The organism is Paenibacillus sp. 01L418 (assembly GCF_056400045.1).
Genome location: NZ_JBFTSN010000425.1, coordinates 1 through 5,384, shown reverse-complemented (window position 1 = coordinate 5,384; position 5,384 = coordinate 1). Strand labels below are relative to the sequence as shown.

The 5,384-nt window shown below is 41.6% G+C and carries 5 protein-coding genes; all 5 read right to left on the bottom strand.

The features are described from left to right. Positions 1–400: P-loop NTPase family protein (locus tag AC1DSE_RS29445; RefSeq protein ID WP_477528643.1), on the bottom strand; the 400-nt coding region annotated here is incomplete at its 3' end. Positions 401–633: 233 nt separating this feature from the next. Further along, on the bottom strand, positions 634–1,050 hold the full coding sequence (locus AC1DSE_RS29440; RefSeq protein WP_477512148.1) for an SRPBCC family protein: 417 nt from the start codon (positions 1,048–1,050) through the stop codon (positions 634–636). Next, entirely contained in the window at positions 1,047–1,355 is a 309-nt protein-coding gene (locus tag AC1DSE_RS29435) for an ArsR/SmtB family transcription factor (protein WP_372238995.1), read from the bottom strand. Before AC1DSE_RS29435 ends, AC1DSE_RS29440 begins: the two co-directional genes overlap by 4 nt. 552 nt (positions 1,356–1,907) lie before the next feature. Beyond that, the gene (locus AC1DSE_RS29430) at positions 1,908–4,664 is read right to left on the bottom strand and encodes a glycoside hydrolase family 2 protein (protein ID WP_477528642.1); all 2,757 of its coding nucleotides are present in this window, start codon (positions 4,662–4,664) and stop codon (positions 1,908–1,910) included. A 255-nt stretch (positions 4,665–4,919) separates the two neighbouring features. Continuing rightward, positions 4,920–5,384, bottom strand: a 465-nt coding sequence (locus tag AC1DSE_RS29425; RefSeq protein WP_477528641.1) for an ABC transporter permease family protein, incomplete at its 5' end; no start/stop codon positions are given.

Sequence of the window (5,384 nt, the reverse complement as noted above, 5' to 3'; positions counted from 1 at the left end):
AGTCTGGACACCAGCCTAATTCATTATTAAATGAAAAAACTTCTGGAGAAAGATTATACTTTTCAGCAAGCGCAACTCGAATTTCAGTAAAAACGCCAGTATGCGTACCAATAGTTGAACGAGGATTTGAAGAAATGGATGATCGACCTAGAAAAAGGACAAGCGGCATTTCCTCCATCTTAATGGCACTGAAATTGGTTTCCATAATAGTAGGAAATAGATACTGATACTCCGCCTTTGGCAATAAGGAAACAAGACGTTTCTTCGATTCTTCACCAATGGTTTGAGAAAAAGTTGTTTTTCCAGATCCAGATAAACCAGCTATGCCTAACGATTTATCTACTGGCAGTACTTCATCTAATTTGTTAATATTGTTCGCAATCAATTGCTTTATTTTCATTGTGATCTCCTCTCCAATCTCTAAAAATTTGTCTCTGTATATGATAAAAGCAAGCTTCTACAGCCAACCTGCTATGTTTGCTCATTTAAAATGATTTCAATAGGCATCTTATCAAAAAGAAAGAGCACAATTCTTACTGCGGAATTGCGCCCTATTTTAAAAAATGATTTATTTGTATTGATGAATTAAGTTTTGTGCTGAAAAACTAGCATCATGAAAGTTGAAAAATCATATTACAGTTCGGCTAACACTTTTCCAAGCTGATTGCCCTTGTAAGTCCAAGCAGATTTAGCTCCCTCAATTGCTCCCGGACGGGATTTTGTTTCTTCACTAAATCCAGTTTGATCGAGGTGTAGATGAACCGTTCCATCTGAACCCTCTTTCAAAGTCCATGTAATTGTCGTATTTTCTCCGGCACTTATCCAAGTGTAAGATAATGTATGAGGCTCGTCCACTATAAGCACTTCACAATCTACAATGCCGTTCCACCATTCGGAAGGCTCCGTTTTGAACTGAAATTTATGTCCAACAACCGGTTCAAAATCATTATTCCAAATCCATTTCGCAAGCGTATCTGAATCCGTTAAAGCATTCCACACTTGGTCGATCGAGCTTGTAAATTGATAATCTAATGATACATCTGGTTTCATTTCTTTTCCTCCAATATAAGTTTTAATTTATCTATTCTTTCATTCCAGAAACCTTCATAAAAAGATACCCAATCTTTTATTTCTTTCAACGGATTAGCATTCAACCGATATCTCGTTTCTCTGCCAACCTTTTGAGCAATGACAAGATCAGCATCTTTCAGGATTGCCAAATGCTTGGAAACCGCTGTCCGACCCATTTGAAAATGAACCGTTATCTCATGTAGGGGCAAGTCTTCAACTTCTGCCAACAATTGAATTAGTTTTCGCCTTGTTGGATCGGCAACAGCGTCGTAAACATCCCTCATCTGACCTTTATCGTTCAAAACCACCCCCACCTTTTCATTATTATTTACTGTAATGTTGCCGATTAAACGACATAACAGCTTATTAAGACACCTTTTGGAGTCATATTGATTATAGGACACCAAAAGGTGTCGTGTCAAGTTTCTTGCTCATCCATAATATGGCCTTTAAATCTTACTTTGTTAGTTTAACAGAGTACACTACTTACACAAAAAAGACTCTTCAGCCGCTTAGCTAAAGAGTCTCTCTTTCTATCTCTTCTTATCTAAAGTTTAGTTTATCATTACAACTAATGATCTGATTCATCCCATTTTTTCGAATAGGCTTTTTTTGTAACCCAAAGTGTCAGCCATGTGAGCAATACAACGATAATACCCGAAAAAATCCATACACCTGCAGGAACGTTCATCTATATGTACCCCCTCTTTGTCTACTCCCTCTATTTTACAAGATCCCATTCGATTATTTTCAACAGATCCGTTAACAAATTCGTAACTTTTCTAATCATAAATCATCATGGACGGAGTAGCAAATAACGGATTACACTTCATGAATTAACCTCTATGGTGAACGATAATATCGATCGGATAACGACCAGCATTGCGTCCGTAAAGCGTCAAACCGCCTTGTTCAGCTTCGAGCTGAAGCTTAAAGCTGCGGTTTTGGTTCAGCTTAGCAGTCAGCGCACTAGGCAACATGACCTTGCAGAGATAGCCGTATGAGCCTGCATCCTCCAGCTTGTTAGAAACCGCTTGATAGTGCCAAGACAGAACGCCACGGCTATCCGCTGGATCATCTGTCAACACAATCGTATCAACTAGCTGTCCATCAATGAGAACATTTAGCTTAGCTTCATGGCGATCCGAATCCGTCATAAAATACGAGTTTATATTGTACTCAGGATCTGACAGCGCACCATGCATAAAGGAAATGTCCAGCTTTTTCTGAATGCTTTCCTCAAGATCACGTTTTAGCAGACGCTTGGAGCCCGCTTCAAAAAACAGTTCAATATCATAAATCATCGTTTGCTCCGTAATGGATGGCAGTTGTACATCATACGTAAATTGTCCTGCAATTCCGCCATTCACTTTCTGATTCTGCAACGAATTCCAGCTATGCGGCCACTCGCTATCGGTGAAGCTTGCAACCGGCACGCTTATCGTTTGGCCGTCAACCTCGTATTTCCCATTGGTTTGACCGCTGCGAACGTCGAAAGTAACGAAGTTGCGTGTAATCGTTTTGCCTTCGGAAGACAAGAGACGTACTGCAATTACCGCAACCGCATCCTGCTGAGGCATTTTCAAGGAAAGCGGCTGCAATGCACTCACGCCGAATCCGTTCCAGTCAATGATTTCGTGTCCTGATTGTGCGACAGTACGTACACCAAAATGATCATACGACAGCTCCCACGCCAGTTGAAGCGCTTGACCATGATAACGGTCCGAGAAGCTGGAACGCAAAAGCTCCAATGTAACCTGCGAGCCTGTATCCAGCGTTTGACAAGGAGGTGCATCAATAACGATAAAATCTGGCGAGTGCAAATCTGCGATCGTCATGCCGKGAACGAACCACTCGTAGCCAAAATGCTTGTCGGTGCCGTCCAAACGGTAATAACCGTTAAACTCATTTACAACATCGCGGAATTCTGTAAATACGAAACCGCACATTTTATCATGACGGCGGAATTCATTCATCATATAGCGGTAATGCCAGGCTAAGTCGCTATCTCCTGCTCCGCCTTCGATCCCCCACACATTGCCGCATTCGCTGTTCATTAATGGTGCATCTGATTGTACATTGCCCGCAGTATAGTTAAAGGTAGAACCTACGAACGTTTTATCAACGACCTCTGTTACATGGTTTCGTAGCTCATTGTAGCCATTAATGTAGAAATGCCAAGTGTTAATATCAGACTCCACATGATCATAGTTACATGGTGAATTATCTTCAACTATACGGGTTGGATCAACCTGTTTGGCCCAACGATAGATGGAACGAACCCACTCCTGCGTTTGCGGCAAATAATTTTGCGGATGTGATGCATCTGTTGTTAGTGACGCGGATTCACTTTCCGTTTTCAAGCCCCATGTCTCATTAAACATGACCCAAGAGAAAATCGACGGGTGATTGTAGTCACGATCAATAATTTCACGCGCTTCACTCTCGTAAGCAAGCCGTGCCTGCTCATCCGGGTCCCCCCAGAAGCATGGCATATCCTCCATCACGAGGATTCCAAGTTTGTCGGCCCAGTAAAGCTTGCGCGGCTCTTCCGGCTTAATGTGAATCCGAACAAAGTTCAAGCCCAAACGTTTTAAAAGGAAAATTTCATCATGCATTTCTTGATCGGACGGGTACGTGAAAAATCCGGTTGGATGGAAGGATTGATCCAACGTTCCATTCAAATAAACAGGCTTGCCATTCAACATAATCCAGCGATAATTCCGATCACCTACAAGTGCAGTCGAAATTTCACGAATACCAAAATAAGTGCTTATAACATCCGACTGACCATTGCTGGATAAGGAMACTTCGCCTTCATATAAGAAAGGAGATTCTGGACTCCACAGCTTAGGATCTGCCACTACAAATGAAGTGCTGATCGTATTGGCTCCTTCTGTCAGCTCTGCTTCGAATTGATGTGATACAGCACCCTCTGCAAACAAGAAGGAAAGCTGAGCATGACCTGCGCGGCTTGCTATCACTCTAGTCGTAACTTGTATAGTACCGTCCAATTTTGTATTAAACTTCGAATCCTGTACATAGTTTTGAGGACGAGCCTCCAGCCATACGGGCTGCCAAATGCCGCGAATTTCTCCATAACCTTGCTTGCCACGGCCTTGGAATGAATGATCAAAATCTTCAACACGAACCGTAATCGAGTTTGTGCTGTCGATTGACCAAACGTCTGTTACATCAAATTCGAAATGGCCATATCCGCCTTCATGCGAACCAATGGAGATCCCATTTACCCATACGTCGGACTGAAAATCGACTGCTCCAAAGCGAAGGATTACTCGCGCATCAGCTAGCTCTGGTGCAAAATCTACTTCCTTATCATACCAAGCGATGCCTTTATCATTGCTTCCGATTCCCGACAACGGGCTTGACCAGGAGAAAGGAACAGTGATTTCCGACTTTAAGGATTGACCTTTCGATTTATGCCAATCTGCACCGATGCCACGATTCTCATGGTCAAATTCAAAGGACCATGCTCCATTCAAATTCAACCATTCCGAGCGCTGCCAATCTGGCCGAGGATACTCAGCTCGAGGGATGTTCACTTGTGATGCATGTACCGTATTTAAAGACATTATTAATCACACTGCCTCTCCATTGATATTTTGATGACGTTCATAAGATTAATTAATAAGTTAATAATAAACTGAAATAACGACCATTTCGTAACAAGAATACGTCTTCATTAACTTGTTTGTCAACTATTACTTTGAAAACCCGTGATAAACCTATTATATAGTTAACTATTAAGTTACTCTAATATATGGTGAATCCTCATTGAAATCAAAAAAAGGAAGTTAGCCTTAGCCAAGCTCCCTCCAAATATAATGTTAAAGCTTTCTGATCTGACCGATAAATATCTCGGAAGTCAACCATCTCCGGAATATAAGAAATAACATAACTGACGGCAGGCTTGTCAATGCTCCAAGCTGCAGCATTAATGTACTGTCCATTTCTCCTCCTGAGCTTGCTAACTGTACTAATTTCATTATCGGTGTTTGCAGCTCCATATTAGAAATATAAATTAACGCTGGTAAGTATGAGTTCCATAATACGACGAAATGGAGCACGCCAAGCGCAAGCAGTGGCTTCCATATTTTTGGGATAAACAGAGTGAAAAACGTATGCAGTTCCCCTTTTCCCGATAGCTCGGCCTCAGTCTTTAAGTCGGCGTATCTACTGTTGAAAATACTTTTGAGAACAAAAACCGCCGCTAAATTAAAAAAGCCGAATATCATTTGCGGAATAATCGTATTGACCATTTCCAGGCTCCGAACGAATAGGTACTCATTAAT